This is a genomic window from Nonomuraea sp. NPDC000554 (genome assembly GCF_040300065.1).
Lineage (GTDB): Bacteria > Actinomycetota > Actinomycetes > Streptosporangiales > Streptosporangiaceae > Nonomuraea.
This window is the reverse complement of record NZ_JBEPDC010000006.1, coordinates 57,822-72,875: the sequence shown is the minus strand read 5'-3', so window position 1 is coordinate 72,875 and position 15,054 is coordinate 57,822. Positions and strand designations below refer to the sequence as shown.

The 15,054-nt window shown below is 73.2% G+C and carries 15 protein-coding genes; 10 read left to right on the top strand and 5 right to left on the bottom strand.

The window, feature by feature from the left end; translation table 11 throughout:
• Positions 1-5: 5 nt before the first annotated feature.
• Complete coding sequence (locus tag ABT294_RS13650; protein ID WP_350805778.1) at positions 6-278, top strand: HPr family phosphocarrier protein; 273 nt, start codon at positions 6-8, stop codon at positions 276-278.
• Positions 271-1,857 carry a phosphoenolpyruvate--protein phosphotransferase gene (gene ptsP, locus ABT294_RS13645; RefSeq protein WP_350805777.1) on the top strand — a complete coding sequence of 529 codons (1,587 nt, stop codon included), beginning with the start codon at positions 271-273 and terminating at the stop codon, positions 1,855-1,857. The genes ABT294_RS13650 and ptsP overlap by 8 nt, the downstream gene beginning before the upstream one ends.
• Positions 1,858-1,880: 23 nt before the next feature.
• Here ptsP and ABT294_RS13640 read toward each other — a convergent pair whose 3' ends face one another.
• Positions 1,881-2,522 carry an NAD(P)H-binding protein gene (locus ABT294_RS13640; RefSeq protein ID WP_350805776.1) on the bottom strand — a complete coding sequence of 214 codons (642 nt, stop codon included), beginning with the start codon at positions 2,520-2,522 and terminating at the stop codon, positions 1,881-1,883.
• Between the two features lie 23 nt (positions 2,523-2,545).
• Here ABT294_RS13640 and ABT294_RS13635 point away from each other — a divergent pair, with 23 nt between their 5' ends.
• Positions 2,546-3,238, top strand: coding sequence for an HAD family hydrolase (locus tag ABT294_RS13635; RefSeq protein WP_350805775.1), 693 nt, complete (start codon positions 2,546-2,548; stop codon positions 3,236-3,238).
• Positions 3,239-3,307: 69 nt separating this feature from the next.
• Positions 3,308-4,732, top strand: a complete 1,425-nt coding sequence (gene gnd / locus ABT294_RS13630; RefSeq protein ID WP_350805774.1) for an NADP-dependent phosphogluconate dehydrogenase — start codon at positions 3,308-3,310, stop codon at positions 4,730-4,732.
• On the opposite strand, the gene ABT294_RS13625 is transcribed toward gnd, so the two are convergent.
• On the bottom strand, positions 4,729-5,676 hold the full coding sequence (locus ABT294_RS13625) for a helix-turn-helix transcriptional regulator (RefSeq protein WP_350805772.1): 948 nt from the start codon (positions 5,674-5,676) through the stop codon (positions 4,729-4,731). The genes gnd and ABT294_RS13625 overlap by 4 nt on opposite strands.
• Positions 5,677-5,738: 62 nt before the next feature.
• Between ABT294_RS13625 and ABT294_RS13620 the strand changes: the two genes are divergently transcribed.
• Positions 5,739-6,818, top strand: coding sequence for an epoxide hydrolase family protein (locus ABT294_RS13620; RefSeq protein WP_350805771.1), 1,080 nt, complete (start codon positions 5,739-5,741; stop codon positions 6,816-6,818).
• An 83-nt stretch (positions 6,819-6,901) separates the two neighbouring features.
• Here the strand turns inward: ABT294_RS13620 and ABT294_RS13615 are convergent, their stop codons facing one another.
• A complete protein-coding gene (locus ABT294_RS13615; protein WP_350805769.1) occupies positions 6,902-7,249 on the bottom strand; it encodes a VOC family protein in 348 nt (115 codons plus the stop codon).
• Between the two features lie 270 nt (positions 7,250-7,519).
• On the opposite strand from ABT294_RS13615, the gene ABT294_RS13610 reads away from it, so the two are divergent.
• The 5 genes from ABT294_RS13610 to ABT294_RS13590 all read left to right on the top strand — a co-directional run bounded on the left by ABT294_RS13610 (position 7,520) and on the right by ABT294_RS13590 (position 12,776).
• Positions 7,520-8,359, top strand: coding sequence for a helix-turn-helix domain-containing protein (locus ABT294_RS13610; protein WP_350805768.1), 840 nt, complete (start codon positions 7,520-7,522; stop codon positions 8,357-8,359).
• Between the two features lie 81 nt (positions 8,360-8,440).
• Complete coding sequence (locus tag ABT294_RS13605) at positions 8,441-8,872, top strand: type II toxin-antitoxin system PemK/MazF family toxin (RefSeq protein ID WP_350805767.1); 432 nt, start codon at positions 8,441-8,443, stop codon at positions 8,870-8,872.
• A gap of 327 nt (positions 8,873-9,199) precedes the next feature.
• The gene (locus ABT294_RS13600; RefSeq protein WP_350805766.1) at positions 9,200-10,423 is read left to right on the top strand and encodes an NAD(P)/FAD-dependent oxidoreductase; all 1,224 of its coding nucleotides are present in this window, start codon (positions 9,200-9,202) and stop codon (positions 10,421-10,423) included.
• A 177-nt stretch (positions 10,424-10,600) separates the two neighbouring features.
• Positions 10,601-11,332, top strand: a complete 732-nt coding sequence (locus ABT294_RS13595; protein WP_350805765.1) for a DUF3152 domain-containing protein — start codon at positions 10,601-10,603, stop codon at positions 11,330-11,332.
• A 13-nt stretch (positions 11,333-11,345) separates the two neighbouring features.
• Positions 11,346-12,776 (top strand): carboxylesterase/lipase family protein, encoded by a 1,431-nt coding sequence (locus ABT294_RS13590; RefSeq protein ID WP_350805763.1) that lies wholly within the window; start codon positions 11,346-11,348, stop codon positions 12,774-12,776.
• A gap of 89 nt (positions 12,777-12,865) precedes the next feature.
• Here the strand turns inward: ABT294_RS13590 and ABT294_RS13585 are convergent, their stop codons facing one another.
• Both ABT294_RS13585 and ABT294_RS13580 read right to left on the bottom strand, forming a co-directional pair.
• Positions 12,866-13,795: an aldo/keto reductase gene (locus tag ABT294_RS13585; protein WP_350805762.1), complete on the bottom strand. Its 930-nt coding sequence runs from the start codon at positions 13,793-13,795 to the stop codon at positions 12,866-12,868.
• A gap of 40 nt (positions 13,796-13,835) precedes the next feature.
• Positions 13,836-15,020 carry an MFS transporter gene (locus ABT294_RS13580; RefSeq protein WP_350805761.1) on the bottom strand — a complete coding sequence of 395 codons (1,185 nt, stop codon included), beginning with the start codon at positions 15,018-15,020 and terminating at the stop codon, positions 13,836-13,838.
• Positions 15,021-15,054: the final 34 nt, after the last annotated feature.

Genomic DNA, 15,054 nt, shown 5'->3' with positions numbered 1-15,054 from the left:
TTTCGATGGCGCGGAGAACGGTGGCCGTCGCGTCGGCCAGCGGGTTGCACGCCCGTGCGGCGAAGCTGTTCGTGCAGGAGGCGTCCCGGCTGGGGGTGCCGGTGCGGGTGCGGGCCGGGGAGCGGTCGGTTCCGGCGAACAGCATGCTGGGGGTGCTGTCGCTGGGCGCCGTCCGCGGCACGGAGGTGACGCTGGAGGCGGACGGGCCGGGCGCCGAGGAGGCCGTGGACACGCTGGCGGCGCTGCTGGCCCGGGATCTGGACGCCGAAGATGGCTGACACGCTGTCGGGGCTGGGCGTCAGCCAGGGCCGGTCGGCGGGCCCCCTGGTGCGGATGGCGCCGCCGCCGGTGCTTCCCGCGCCGCGCCGCGGCCCTGACCTGGCCGAGGAGCTGCCCGCCGTCGCCCGCGCGCTGGAGGCGGTGGCGGCCGATCTCCGCCGCCGCGCCTCCGCCGCCGCGGCGACGGCAGAGGAGGCGGACATCCTGGAGGCCCTGGCGATGATGGCCGCCGACCCGATGCTGCACGAGGACGCCGAGCAGCGCGTCCGTGACGGGATGGACGCCGCGCACGCGCTCGACGCGGCGTTCGCGCAGCACCGCGACGCCCTGGCGGCGCTCGGCGGCTACCTCGCCGAGCGGGCGCCCGACCTGGACGACCTCCGGCACCGGGCGGTCGCCGCCGCCCTGGGCCTGCCGATGCCCGGGATCCCGTCGCCGGGCCACCCGTTCGTGCTGGTCGCGCCGGACCTCTCACCCGCCGACACCTCCGCCCTCGGCCCGGACGTGCTGGCGCTGGTCACCGAGCGGGGCGGCCCCACCAGCCACACGGCGATCCTGGCCCGCGCCCGCGGCCTGCCGGCCGTGGTGGCCTGCGCGGGCGTCACCGCTCTCGCCGACGGCACGATCATCTCGGTGGACGGCGGGAGCGGCGAGGTCGCCGTCGGCCTCACCGCGGAGGCGGCCGAGCGCGTCCGCGACGGCGACCGCGAGGAGCGGGCCCGCCTGGCCGGAAGCAGAGGCCCCGGCAGAACGGCCGACGGCCACCGGATCAGGCTCATGCACAACATCGGCTCCGCCGCCGACCTGCGGCCGGGCGCCGAGGGGGTCGGCCTGTTCCGCACCGAGTTCCTGTTCCTCGACCGTGCCCGGCCGCCGAGCTTCGAGGAGCAGGTCGCCGCCTACGCCGAGGTGTTCGCCCAGGCGGAGACGGTCGTCCTGCGCACCCTGGACGCGGGCACCGACAAGCCGCTGCCGTTCCTCGGGCTGCCGGAGGAGCCCAACCCCGCCCTGGGCATCCGCGGCCTGCGGGTGGACCGCCTGCTGCCGTCCGTGCTCGACACCCAGCTGGACGCCGTCGCCGAGGCCGCCCGCGCCGCCACCGCCGACGTCTGGGTGATGGCGCCCATGGTCACGACGGCCGCGGAGGCGGCGGACTTCGCGGCCCGCGCCCGCACCAGGGGCCTGGCCAGGGTGGGCGTCATGATCGAGGTGCCGGCCGCCGCGCTGCAGGCGAACCGTCTCCTGCGAGAGGTGGACTTCCTCAGCGTCGGCACCAACGACCTCAGCCAGTACGCCTTCGCCGCCGACCGCCAGCACCCCGCGCTGGCGGACCTCCTGGACCCCTGGCAGCCCGCGCTGCTGCGCCTGGTGGCCGAGTGCGCGCAGGCCGGGGCGACCGCCGGGAAGCCGGTGGGGGTGTGCGGCGAGGCGGCGGGCGACCCCCGGCTCGCCCCGGTGCTCGCCGGGCTCGGCGTGACGAGCCTGTCCATGGCCCCGGTCTGTGTGCCGGCCGTCCGCGAGGCCCTGGCGGGGCACACCCTGGAGCAGTGCCGCGAGCTGGCCCGCTCCAGCCTCTAGGGTGGCCCGTCAGCGTGGTGCGGTCACGGGATGGCGCGGATCGCGTCCGGGATCGGGGTGTCGCCCGACACCAGCTCCAGCACCCGGCGGGCACCGGCTCCCTGGAGCAGGGCCGCGATGACGGCCGCCACGTCGTCGCGGGGCACGCTGCCGCGCGGCGCCTCGGGCGCCAGCAACACCCTGCCGCTGCCGGGCTCGTCGGTCAGCGAGCCGGGACGCAGGATGGTCCAGTCGAGGTCGCGGCGGCGCAGGTCCTCCTCGGCCTCGGTCTTGGCCTTGAGGTAGGCGGCCCACACCTCGTCGCTGCCAGGGCTGGGAGGCTTCCCGGCGCCCATGGAGGAGATCTGCACGAACCGCCGCACCCTGGCGCGCTCGGCCGCGTCGGCCATCAGCGCCGAGGCGGCCCGGTCCACGGTGTCCTTGCGCGCGGCTCCGCTGCCGGGGCCGGCGCCCGCGGCGAAGACGACGGCGTCGGCGCCCTCCAGGAGCTCGGCCACCTCCTCGACGTCGGCCCGCTCCAGGTCGCACAGGGCGGCCCGGGCTCCGGTCGCCTGGACGTCGGCGAGGTGCGCGGGATTGCGCACCAGACCGAGCGCCTGCCCCCCGAGCAGCCGCTCCAGCCGCAGGGCGACTTTCCCGTGCCCGCCCGCGATGATGATCCGCATGCTCGTCATGGTGTCATGGACGCATGACCGACTTCGCTGAAGCTCCCACCCCGGCGTTTCTCTTCGACCTCGACGGAACCCTGATCGACAGCGTCTACCAGCACGTCGTCGCCTGGCGGCAGGCCCTGTCGGGAATGGGCATCGACCTGTCGGTGTGGCGGATCCACCGGCGCATCGGGATGAGCGGCGGCCTGTTCGTCAGCGCGCTGCTGCGGGAGACCGGGCTGAAGCTGAGTCAGGAGCAGATCGACGAGCTGCAGACCACCCACGCCGACGCCTACGCCGAGCAGATCGACTCGGTCAGGCCGCTGCCCGGCTCGACCGAGCTGCTGACGGAGTTGACGGCGCGCGGCGTGCCGTGGGCGATCGCCACCAGCGGCTACTCGCGCACGGCCAGGCTCGCGCTGGGCATGCTGGGCCTGCCGGAGGACACTCCGATGGTGACGCGCGACATGGTCCGCCGGGCCAAGCCGGACCCGGATCTGTTCCTTGCCGGCGCCGCGCTGCTGGACGTCGACCCTCGCCATGCGATGGTGGTGGGTGACAGCATTTGGGACCTGCTCGCCGCCCGCCGGGCGGGCGCGCTCGGCATCGGGCTGCTGTCCGGCGGGTACGGCAGAGACGAGCTCGAACGGTCCGGCGCCTTCCGCGTCTACGCCGACCCGGCGGACATGCTGGCCAGGATCGACGAGCTCGGCGTCCGGCTCGGCGACTGACTCCGGGGGAATACCCGGCCGAACCGCCAGGCTTCATCGTGCGTATCCCTCACAGAGGAGAGGCTAGAGATGGATTTGGCAGACATCGGCGTCACGGGGCTGGCCACGATGGGCCGCAACCTGGCCCGCAACCTGGCCAGGCACGGGTACGCGGTGGCCGTGCACAACCGGACGCCCAGCCGCACCCAGCAACTCGTCAAGGAGTTCGGCGGGGAGGGGACGTTCGTGCCCGCTGAGGAGCTCGCGACGTTCGTGGCGTCGTTGAAGCGGCCCCGGCGGGCGATCATCATGGTGAAGGCGGGGGCGGGCACCGACGCGGTGATCGACCAGCTCGCCGACCTGATGGAGCCCGGCGACATGATCGTCGACGGTGGCAACGCGCACTTCGCCGACACGCGGCGGCGCGAGGCGGCGCTGCGCGAGAGGGGGATCCACTTCGTCGGCACCGGCATCTCCGGTGGCGAGGAGGGCGCGTTGAACGGCCCGAGCATCATGCCCGGCGGCTCGGCGGAGTCGTGGGAGGCGCTGGGCCCGATCCTGCAGGACATCTCCGCCAAGGTCGACGGCGTTCCGTGCGCGGTCCACGTGGGCCCCGACGGCTCCGGGCACTTCGTGAAGATGGTGCACAACGGCATCGAGTACTCGGACATGCAGCTCATCGCCGAGTCCTACGACCTGCTGCGCCAGGCGCTCGGCGCCACGCCCGCCGAATTGGCCGAGGTGTTCCGCGAGTGGAACCGGGGCGAGCTGGACTCGTACCTGATCGAGATCACCGCCGAGGTGCTCGACCATGTCGACGCGGCCACCGGCAAACCGTTCCTGGACGTCGTCGTCGACCAGGCCGAGCAGAAGGGCACCGGTCGCTGGACCGTGCAGAGCGCGCTCGACCTGGGCGTGCCCGTCACCGGCATCGCCGAGGCGGTCTTCGCCCGCGCCCTGTCGGGCCACCCGGAGCAGCGCGCGGCGGCCAGGTCGCTGGAGGGGCCGCAGCTGTCGGCCGTGGGCGGGCGCGAGCTGATCGAGGACGTGCGGCAGGCGCTGTACGCGTCCAAGATCGTCGCCTACGCGCAGGGCTTCGACCAGATGGCCGCCGCGTCCAAGGAGTACGGCTGGGACCTCGAGCTGGGGGCGATGGCCACGATCTGGCGCGGCGGCTGCATCATCAGGGCCAAGTTCCTCGACCGGATCCGCGCCGCCTACGACGCCGACCCGAACCTGCCGACGCTGCTGGCCGACCCGACGTTCGCCGACGCGCTGAACACGGCCCAGGACGCGTGGCGCCGGGTGGTCACCACGGCCGTCCAGATCGGCGTGCCCACGCCGGGCTTCTCCTCGGCGCTGGCCTACTACGACGGGCTGCGGCGTGACCGGCTGCCCGCCGCGCTGGTGCAGGGGCTGCGCGACTACTTCGGCGCGCACACCTACCACCGCGTCGACCGGGACGGCGCCTTCCACACCGACTGGTCGGGCGACCGGGTCGAGCGGCCCGCCTAGCCCTTTCTGGAGGAGCGGAGGCGGCGGCCCAGCCTGTCGAGCCACTCCTCCAGCTCCACCGGCTCCAGCACCTCGAAGTCCACGTCCAGGAACGCCACCGTGATCGCGATGAGCCGGAGTTCGTCGCCGCGCAGGGTGAGCACGCAGGTGCCGTCGCTCACCGGTTCGACGACGCCCGTCACGCTGCCGGGGATCTGCTCAGCGGGCGCGTGCAGGAGGACGCGGGCCTGGATCGGCCACATGTCGTAGCCGAGACGCCGCTGGACGAACGCGGCGATGTCGCCTTCCGGGGGCTCGCGCGGGGTGAAGCGGGGGCCGTTCGGGGTGCGCAGCCGGATGCGGTCGGCGCGGTAGGTGCGCCAGCCCTGGCGGTCGGCGTCCCAGCCGACCAGGTACCAGCGGCGGCCCCAGCCGACCAGGCCGTAGGGCTCGGCCTTCCTGGACGTGGTCGCGCCCTCGTGCCCGGTGTAGTCGAAGCGGAGCTGCTCCTGGTCTCGGCAGGCGGCGGTGATGCGGGTCAGCACGTCGGCGTCGACGGTAGGGCCCTCGCGAGTGATCGGCACAGTGTGCGCCTGCAGGGCGTTGACGCGGTGGCGCAGCCGTGACGGCAGGACCTGCTCCAGTTTGGCCAGGGCGCGCAGCGACGTCTCCTCGATGCCGGTCACCGTGCCGCCCGCGGCCGTCCGCAGGCTCACCGCGACCGCGACGGCCTCCTCGTCGTCCAGCAGCAGCGGCGGCAGCTCGGCGCCCGCGCCGAGCCGGTAGCCGCCCGACACGCCGGGCGTGGAGTCCACCGGGTAGCCGAGCAGGCGCAGCCGGTCGATGTCGCGCCGCACCGTGCGCCTGGCCACGCCGAGGCGTTCCGCCAGGTCGGCACCGGCCCAGTCGCGCCGCGTCTGCAGCAGTGACAGGAGGCGTAGCAGTCGCGCGGACGTGTCGAGCATGCGTCCATTGTGGCTCCGATCGCGGCCCGGAACTGGCCGCGATCCTTCCTAGTGTCGCGGGCATGGAGAGATTCGTCATCGACATCCCCCAGGCCCAGCTCGACGACCTGCGCGAGCGGCTGGCCCGTACCCGCTGGCCCGACGCCCTGGAAGGGGTCGGCTGGTCATACGGCGTCCCGCCGGAGACCGTGCGCGAGCTGGCCGCGTACTGGCTGGACGGCTACTCGTGGCGCGAGCACGAGGCCAGGCTGAACGAGCTGCCGCAGTACACGACCGAGATCGACGGACAGCGGGTGCACTTCGCGCACGTCCGCTCGGCCAGGCCCGGCGCGCTGCCGCTGCTGCTGACGCACGGCTGGCCCAGCACGTTCGCCGACTTCTCGCACGTCGCCGGGCCGCTCAGCCAGGACTTCCACCTGGTCATCCCGTCCATCCCCGGGTTCGCCTTCTCCGGGCCCACCACCGCAACCGGCTGGGGCGTGGAGCGGATCGCCGCCGCGTGGGCCGAGCTGATGCGCAGGCTCGGCTACGCCCGCTACGGCGCACAGGGCGGCGACTTCGGCTCGCTGATCTCCCCCGCGGTGGCCAGGCTCGACCCCGATCGCGTCGTCGGCGTGCACCTGAACGCGCTCACCACGATCCCCTCCGACGACCTGGCCGACCTGGCCGACCTGACGCCGGTCGAGAAGGAGCGGGCCGCCAAGATGGACCGCTGGCGAGGCGCGTACTCCGGGTACGCGATGATCCAGGGCACCCGGCCGCAGACGCTCGCCTACGGCCTGGCCGACTCGCCCGCCGGGCAGCTCGCCTGGAACCTCGACGGGTTCGCCTCGTGGGGCGAGGACGTCGGCGGGGTGGCCCGCGACGACGTCCTGACCGACGTGACCATCTCCTGGCTGACCGGCACCGCGGGCTCCTCCGGACGCCTCTACCGCGAGGGCGCCTCCTCCTGGGGGCTGCCGGCCGAGCCCGGCACCACGCCCACCGCCGTGGCGGTCTTCCCCGGCGACAGCAGCGTGCGCAGGTACGCCGAGCGGGTGCACAACGTGGTGCGCTGGACGGAGCTTCCCGAGGGCGGCCACTACGCCGCCCTCCAGGCGCCCTCGCTGCTGGTGGACGACATCCGGGCGTTCTTCCTCTGACCGGTCCGGCCCTCGTCACGTGACGATGCGCCGGCGCGGGCGAGCCGTCCACCACCGTGCATCCGGGGCGGGCGGGCCTGCGGTCAGCCCGCCGCGATACAGAACGGGTGACCTTCCGGGTCGGTGAGCACGATCCAGGAGCCGTCGCCCGGCTGGAAGTCCGGAACGCCCGCGCCCAGCTCGGCCAGTTCCTTCCTGGCGGTGTCGAGGTCCTCGACGCGCAGGTCGAGGTGGACGTGCTTGGCGGCGTCCGGCCAGCCGGGGCCGCGGTAGCCGTCCACCCGCTGGAAGGCGAGCTGGACGGGGCCGCCGTCGACGGTGGCGAAGTCGGCGTCGCTGTGGGAGACCTGCCCGCCGGTGGCCCTGGCGTAGAAGGCGGCCAGCGCGGCGGGGTCGGCGCAGTCGAAGATGATCGAGGAAATCGTTGTCATGCGCCCCAGCCTGCTCCGGGTGGGGCGCCGAGGTCTTGAACATCCTTGCACGCACCGGACACGCTCCTGAGACGGCCGCCGAACAGCCCTTGCCGTCCTGGACCTCCTCACGCCTTCGGGACACACCCTCCCGCCCCCTTGCGCGTGATGGGGATGCCGTTCCGGATCGAACCTTTCGCGCGGTCGGGACGCCCCCCTTGGGGAAAGCCCGTCCGCCGGCCCTCGGTCGGGGCGCGTGGATTGTCGTACCCGGCGCGTAGCGTTCGGCGGGTGCGTTCCGCTGTACGTCTCGGCGCTGGGCCGGGGTTCGCCGTCGACGAGGTGACCTGCGTCGACGACCATCGTGACTGGTCCGCCACGGAGGTGAACTCCGGCTACCGCGTGGTGCTCGTCCAGCGCGGGCGGTTCCGTCGCATGGCCGACGGGCGTCCCGCCGACGTCGACGCGACGGCGGCGTATCTCGGCGTGCCGGGCGAGGAGGAGCATTTCGCCCACCCGTCGGGCGGCGACGTGTGCACGTCCCTGGGCCTGTCGGGCACGCTGTGGCGGGCCTTGGCCGGAGAGTCCCGCCCCACCCGTCCGACCGTCTACGTCGACGCCCGTCTCGACCTGGCCCACCGCCGATTCCTCGCCGCCGCGAGGAGCGGCGATCCGGCCTTCGCGCTGACCGAGTCCCTGCTGCCGCTCATCGGCCTCACCCTCACCCGGTCGTCGCCCACCGAGGGCGCCTCCGGCGGGCCCGCCCCCACGAGGCCCCGCCACCGGTCGCGGACGTCCGCGCCGCACGCGATCGTCGACGCGGCCCGCGAGGCCATCGCCGCCGACCACCCGGCCGCCGACGGGCTGCTGTCCCTGGCCGAGCTCCTGGGCGTCTCGCCGTACCAGCTGAGCAGGGCGTTCACCCGTGAGCTCGGCGTCTCCCTGACGCACTTCCGCAACCGGGTGCGGGTCGGCAGGGCCCTCGACCGCCTGGAATCGGGCGAGCCGAGCCTGGCCACGCTCGCCGCCGACCTGGGCTTCGCCGACCAGGCCCACCTGACCCGGACGGTCCGCCACCACCTCGGCCACACCCCCACCGCGCTCCGCCGCCTGCTCGCCACGGCCACCTGACGCGCGGTCGGCGTCGGACTCCACGGACGGGCGCGCGGTCGGCGGTGGATTTCGCGGGGCCGGGCACCGTAAGCTCCACGGATGCGCGATCTAGGTGAGGACCCCCGGCCCGCTCGGGGCGCGGTACGTGAGATCCACTCGCTCGACGGGGCCGCGACGCTGGCCTACTCTCCCGACCTCGACGGACTCGCCGACCCCGGAGAGATCGTCTGGGCGTGGGTGCCGTACGAGGAGGACCCGGAGCGGGGCAAGGACCGCCCGCTGCTGATCGTCGGCCGCACGGGGCGGAAGCTGCTGGGCATGATGCTGTCCAGCAAAGGCGACGACGGGCCCGACTGGCTGGAGCTCGGCGCGTGGGGCCGCGACGGCAAGGCGTCGTACCTCCGGCTGGACCGCGTGTTCGTCCTGGACGAGGACGACATCAGGCGCGAGGGCGCGATCCTCGACCCCGACCGCTTCGCCCGCGTGGCCGCCCGCCTGATGAAGACCCACGGCTGGGAAGTCGGCCGCTGACCGGTCAACCGAAGACCCGCGGCCGAGGCACCCACCACCGGCCCGCCTGCTGAAGACCCGCGGCCGGGCCACCCACCACCGGCCTGCCTGCTGAAGACCGGCGACCGGGCCACCCACCGCCGGCGCGTCTGACGAAGACGCACGACCGGCCCACCGGTCGGCCCCGGCCGAGGGCGCGACACGCCGGGGACCGGCGGTGCCCGTGCCGATCAGTGCGGGGCACGGCCCAGGTCCGCAGGTGCGGTACGGGCGGGTCTTGTGGCGCGGGCGGCGGTCAGCAGTGGGGCCATCACGCTCCGGTACGGCCACGGCTGCGATCATTGCCTTATGCACGTTGTAGTGATCGGAAGCGGGATAGTCGGAGCCGGTGCCGCCTACCATCTGAGCAGCCGCGGCGTGGCCGTCACCGTGATCGACGGGGCGTATCAGGGGCAGGCGACGTACGCGGGCGCGGGCATCGTCTGCCCGTGGGTGGACCACCCCGACGACGCCGCCTGGTACCGGCTGAACCAGGCGGGCGGCTGTTACTACCCGGAGCTCATCGAGGCCCTGGGCGAGGACATCGGGTACGCCCAGGTGGGCGCGCTGCTGGTGGCCGAGGACCCCGCGGACCTGGAGCCGGTCCGAGCCCTGCTGAACCGCCGCAAGCCCGACGCGCCCGAAATGGGCGAAATAACCGACGTGCACACCCCGTCGGCGCTGTTCCCGCCGCTCGCCGACGACCTGAGCGCCATCCTCGTCCCCGGAGCCGCCCGCGTCGACGGCCTCTCGGTCAGGGACGCCCTCCTCCAAGCCGCCCTCCGCCACGGCGCCGACCTGCGCACCGGCGTCGCGACGCTCACCCCTGACGGCCACGTGCTGCTGGCCTCCGACGCTGCCGCGACCGCTCCCACCGCCGTCCCCCAGACGGAACCACTGGCGCAACCGCAGGCGGGCGACGCGTCGTGGCGCCAGGCGGCCCCCACCGCGGCGGGCGCGGAGCCGCCCCCGCCGCAGCAGGCCCCGCGACCGACCCCTGAGGCCGGCGGCGAGCCAGTCGAGGCGGATCTGGTCGTCGTGGCCGCCGGTGCCTGGGCGGGAGAGGTCTGTCGGCCCCTCGGCGTCGACCTGCCGGTCTTCCCCCGGCGCGGGCAGATCGTGCATGCCACGCTCGACGGCGTCGACACCGGGTTCTGGCCGATCGTGCTGCCCAGGAGCGGCCCGTACCTGCTGGGCTTCCCCGACTCGCGGGTGGTCATCGGGGCGACCGTCGAGGACGTGGGGTTCGCGCCGCGCGTCACCATGGGCGGCCTGAACGAGGTGCTGGGAGCCGGGCTGCGGGTGGCGCCCGGCCTGGCCAACGCGACCGTGACCGAGACCAGGGTCGGGCTGAGGCCCGTGTACGCGCCCGGCCCTGCGGTGCTCGACCGTCTCACCGACCGGGTCCTGGTGGCGACGGGGCTGAGCGCGTACGGGCTGACGGCGGGGCCGTTCGCCGGGAAGGTGGTGGCCGCGATGGCCATGGGCGAGACGCCGCCCATCGACATCGCCCCCTACGCGGTCACGACCTAGCGAACCGCCACAACGTGAAGGGGTCCAGCACGCTCGGCGCCCGTCCCGGCCGCATCCGGCGGGGCGGGGCCTGTCCGACAGCTCGAACAGGCCCGCCACCCGCACCCCTGCGTGGCTGATCTGCTCGACGAGCGTATGATCGATTCCTCCCCACCGTGACCGAGTGGGGGAGGCTCGTTGCGTCCGTCAGTGGTGCTGGTGTCGTTGCTGGTGACGGCCGGGTGCGGCGTGGCGAGAGGGCCCGTGCCCTCACCACCCTCCCCGACCCCGTCGGCCACGTCCCCGCCGCCGTCGGCGGCCCCGGCAGGCCACCCGCCCTCCGGCGCGGCGCGGAAGCCGGAGCACGTGGTGGCGGTGCCGTACGCGGCGTCGGGAGAGTACGAGGTCGTGCCGGGCGACGCCCCTGCCCGGCCCGGCGGCGGCGAGGTGGTGCGGTACCTGGTCGAGGTGGAGCGCGGGCTGCCGTTCGACGGGCAGCGGTTCGCGGCCGCGGTGCACCGTGCGCTGAACGACCCGCGCGGCTGGGCGCGCTTCGAGCGCGTCGACCACGACCCGGTGTGGGTGCGCGTCGCCCTGTCGAGCCCGAGCCTGACGAACCAGCAGTGCCGTCCGCTGAACACCGGTGACGAGCTGTCGTGCTGGAACGGCACCCGCTCGATCATCAACGCGCGGCGCTGGGCGAAGGGGGTTCCCGGGTACGGGCACGACCTGGCGGGCTACCGCGACTACGTGGTCAATCATGAGGTCGGCCACAGCCTGGGGCACGAGCACACCGTCTGCCCCGGCCCCGGGCAGCCGGCGCCGGTGATGGTGCAACAGTCGAAGTCGCTCGGCGGGTGCCTGCCGAATCCGTGGCCGTTTCCGTCACAGGGCCAGGAAAGGAGCGAGACTGAAGATCGTCCACAGTGAAGAGAGGTGCACCATGACGACGATCACCACCGGCAGGATCAGCGGCCTGGACGACGGCGGCATCGCGGTCTTCAAAGGCATCCCGTTCGCGCGCAGCCCGTTCGGTGAGCATCGCTTCGCCGCGCCCGTGCCCCCTGCCCGCTGGGACGGCACCCTGGAGGCGACCGCGTACGGCCCGCGCCCGCCGCAGCCCGAGTTGCCAGGGCTGCAGCTCGGGCCCGGGGCGTCGCCCGCCGACGGGCTCGACATCCTCACGGTCAACGTCTGGACTCCCGACCCCGGCGGCTCCGGCCTGCCGGTGCTCGTGTGGATCTACGGCGGCGCGTACTGGATGGGCTCGGCCGACTGGCCGGAGTACGACGGGGCCAGGCTGGCCCGCCACGGCGTGGTCGTGGTGACGTTCAACCACCGGGTCGGCATGGAAGGCTACGGCCACATCGACGGCGCTCCGCCCAACCGGGCGCTGCTGGACCAGGTGGCGGCGCTGCGCTGGGTCCAGGAGAACGCGGCGGCGTTCGGCGGCGACCCGAGCAACGTGACGATCTTCGGCGAGTCGGCGGGCGCGGGAGCGGTGGCGATGCTGCTGGCGATGCCGTCGGCGGCGGGCCTGTTCAGGCGCGCGATCGCGCAGAGCGTGCCGTGCATGTTCTTCTCCCCCGGCTACGCCGCCCGCGTCACCGATTCGATCATGCGCAGGCTCGGCGGCGGCTCGCCGTACGACAGGTCGCCGGAGGAACTGGTGGCGGCGGCGGGCGAGGTCGCCTACCAGGAGATCGCGGGCGACCCCGGACGCTGGGGGCCGATGGCGTACTCGCCGATGCCGTTCGCGCCGGTGGTCGACGGCGAGGTGCTGCCGGACACGCCGTGGAACGCGCTGGCTGCCGGCGCCGGACGCGACGTGGAGCTGGTCGTGGGGTTCAACAGGGACGAGTTCCGGCTGTTCCACGCGATGCGCGGCGGCCGGCGGTACGACCTGGACACGGCCTTGAAGACGCTCGCCCCCGAGGGCGCCGAGGCCGTGTACCGGTCGGGGGCGTCCGACGAGGAGGGGTACGTGCGGCTGATGTCCGACTGGCTGTTCCGGATGCCCAGCACGCTGCTCGCCGACGCGCACACCGGCAGGACCTACGCCTACGAGCTGACCTGGGCGCCCACCCCGCAGTTCGGCGCCTGCCACGGCCTGGACGTGCCGCTCACGTTCGGCACCACCTCCGGTCAGATGTCGGCGATGATGACGGGCGGCTCGCCGGACATCGAGGGCCTGTCGGAGCAGTTCCGCACGGCCTGGACGCGGTTCGCCGCCACCGGCTCACCCGGCTGGCCGGAGTACGAGCGGCCCACCGCGACCACCCACCTGTTCGACGTCGAGCCCTCCGACGTGGACGACCCCGAGGCCGCCTCCCATGCGCTCTGGTCGGAGCGCGGCTTCCCGGTGATCAGCTGACCGTTGCGACCGGCCGCCTCCCCGGGAGGCGGCCGGCCGAGCCCCTTTCGGTGCCGACGCCAGCCCGTTCTTGCTCTCGATCGGAGCCGCTACAGCAGTCCACGGCGTCGCAGATCGGTCCAGAGGCCGTCTGGGATGGGATGATCGAACATCACGATGTTGTCATCGACCTGTTCGGGAGAGCGGGCCCCGACGATCACCGCCGTAACCGCGGGATGAGTCAGCGGAAACTGGAGTGCGGCGGCGCGCAGCGGCACTCCGTGGCGTTCGCACACGTCGCGAAGGGCCAGTGCCCGGGTAAGCATCGCTTGGGACGGCGGCGCGTAGTCGTAGTGCGAGCCGGGCGTCGGGTTACTCAAGAGCCCGGAGTTGTACACGCCCGCGGCCAGAACGGCAATGCCTCGTTCGAGGCAGAGCGGCAGGAGGCTGTCCAGCCCAGATTGGTCGAGGAGCGTGTAGCGTCCGGCGAGCATGACGCAGTCGAAGCCCGGGCCGTCCACCTCGCGGAGAAAGCGCTCCAACATGGGCGCCTGGCACATGCCCACACTGATCGCGCCGACTACGCCCGCCGCACGCAGTTCGGTGAGCGCTCGATAGCTCCCGGACACCGCCTGCTCGAAGTGGTGATCGGGGTCGTGTATGTGCAGCAGATCCACCTTGTGCAGGCCGAGCCTGGAAAGGCTGTCCTCCAGGGAGCGGTAGGTGCCGGCGTAGGAGAAGTCGAATCTCGGTGTGAGCCCGACATTGTCGCCTTCCGGCCAGCCGTCTTGACCGTCGGGACCATCCGGCTCCAGGACGTACCCGACCTTGGTGGAGAGAACGAACTGGTCCCGGGGACGCGCGGCCAGTGCTCTGCCCGCCCGCTGTTCCGACAGCCCGTAGCCGTAGAGTGGTGCGGTATCGAAGAGCCTCAGGCCTCGCTGCCAGGCCGCGTCGATCGTCGCGACCGCCTGCTGCTCGCCCGTCGTCCGGTAGAGGCCACCGGCCTGCGCCAGGCCCAGGCCCAGGCGGGTGATCATCAGATCGGTCCGTCCCAATCTGGCCGGCGCGCTCGCATTCTCACTCGGCATGAGCACCTACCTTGGCGGGTTCAGGTCTTCGGACGGACGGATTCAACAGTGCGGGCATGGCGGCCATGATCGCCAGGAACGCGCAGAGTCCTACGAGCGCGAATGTGGCGCCCGATCCATAGGCGGTCGCGATGTATCCGCCCAAGGTCACTCCCGCCGCGTGGCCCCCGGTGTTGGCCACCGCGCCCCAGCTCTGCATGCGCATCCAGATCCCTGGCGGGCTCAACAGGTCGAGCATGTGGAAGCAGATGCTCGCCAGCGGCACCGTGCACAGTGCCGCCAGCGTGAGCCCCGTCCAGACGACTCCTAGGGACGGCAGGACCGCCACCACGGTGATCGCCGCCCCTTGACCGAGTACGAGGACGACGAACCGTCTCGCCGGTCCCGTTCGCCATCGGACCGTCCCATAGGCCAGCCCTCCAGCGATGCTTCCCAGGCCGGTGACCGAGAGGATCAGCCCTGTCAGCGAGAGCCCCGTCCCTTGCTCCGTGCCGAACTGCGTCAGGGCGCACTCGATCAGGCCGAACGGCGCGGCGAGGAGCGCCATGGCCAGGACGAAACCACCGGCGGGCAGCCAATGGCGCGAATCGTGCGGGCGAGGTCGGAGGTCCTCCTTGTCCGGGGCCCGCTCAGCTTGGCCGGGATCGGGGCCGAGCCATCGGGCTCCGGTGACCCTGACGAAGAAGATCGTGCCGGCGGCCACGAGCACCGCGCATCCCAGGAACAGCCCCTGCGGCCCCCACGTGGCCGTCACCCCCGCGGCGATCGCCGGACCGGACACGTAGATGACTTCCATGAGGGTGGTGTCCAGAGCGAAGGCCGCGTCCACCTCACCGGCGGAGACCGCCCGTTTGAGTACGAGCCGGGTGCATGACGGGAGCGAGGGGATGGTCATGCCCTGGCACAGGGCGAGGACGGCCAGCGTCCAGGTGGCTGAACCGCCGTTCACCGCCACGGCCAGCGCGACGAAGGTGGCGACCTGCAGGACGGTGAAGCAGACGATCACGACAGGTTTCGCGAACCGGTCCAGCAGCTGACCTTGCAGCGGAGCGCCCGCCGCCATACCGATCATGGCGGCGGCGGAGACCGTGCTGGCCGTCTCCAGCGAGCCCGTGGTCGCCTGCGTGCCGAAGAAGAGCGCCAGCGTCGTGACCCCGAGTGGAAGGCGTCCCACGAAGGACCAGATCAGAGCATGTCGGAGCGTCGGC